The organism is Paenibacillus sp. A3 (assembly GCF_001399685.1).
Lineage (GTDB): Bacteria > Bacillota > Bacilli > Paenibacillales > NBRC-103111 > Paenibacillus_G.
In genome coordinates, this window is the sequence record NZ_JTHN01000404.1 from 1 (window position 1) to 899 (window position 899).

The window sequence follows — 899 nt, forward strand, 5'->3', positions numbered from 1 at the left end:
TCCACGTACGGACCATCGGTGTGCGCGGTCTCGCCTTGCGCCGTGACTAGCGCGATGTTGGCCCCCTCGCGCGAGAGCAACGGCTTGCGCACCCAGCCTGCGCTCGGCGCCTCGCCGGCCTGCGCGAAACGGGCGGGCAGCAGATTCGGGTGGCCCTGATGGCGGTCCCACAGCAGCGGCAGGATGCCCTTGTTGCTCAACACCGATTTCCATGCCGGTTCGATCAGGCGCACCCGGTCGGCGATCAATGCCGGCCCGAAGCGTTCTTCCATCATGAATTCCAGCGGATACAGCTTGAACAGCGTATGGATCACCCGATCCTGTTCGTCGGTGAACCAGCCTTCGGCACTCAGGCCGATGTCTTCGATGGCCACTTCCTCGGTGCTGATGCCCACCTGATGCGCACAGTCGCGCAAATAGCGCACGGTGGCGCGGTCCTCCAGCGAATCGCGCACCGCCGCAAAATGCATCTGCGCGCCGATCGCGCCATCCACGGCCAGCGCGCCCAGGGTTTCGCACAGCAGGTCCTGGATCAGGTTGTACTGATCGGTCCCCTTGGGCAGCGCGCCGCTGGCGATCTGTTGTTCCAGCCACAACCACTGGAAGTAGGCCGATTCGTAGAGCGATGTCGGGGTGTCGTAATTGAGTTCGTACAACTTGGCCGGGCCATCGCCCGAATACGCCAGATCCATGCGGCCATACAGATGCGGGTCGCGCGCTTTCCAGGAGTTGGCGATCCAGTCCCAGTAGAACGGCGGGATGGCCAACCGGGGCATCAGCGCTTAAAAAAAAAAAAAAGCATCATTAAATAAACAGACATTTTTCTTTAATACTTACTCTCAATTTAACTCTTCCATCATATCTAATATCTCGTTTTCGTTATCTTCAAATCCCACCTA

General features: G+C 59.0%; 1 protein-coding gene. It reads right to left on the minus strand.

The window, feature by feature from the left end:
• On the minus strand, positions 1-767 hold a 767-nt coding region (locus QJ48_RS39590), incomplete at its 3' end, for a glutathionylspermidine synthase family protein (protein ID WP_202813859.1).
• Positions 768-899: the final 132 nt, after the last annotated feature.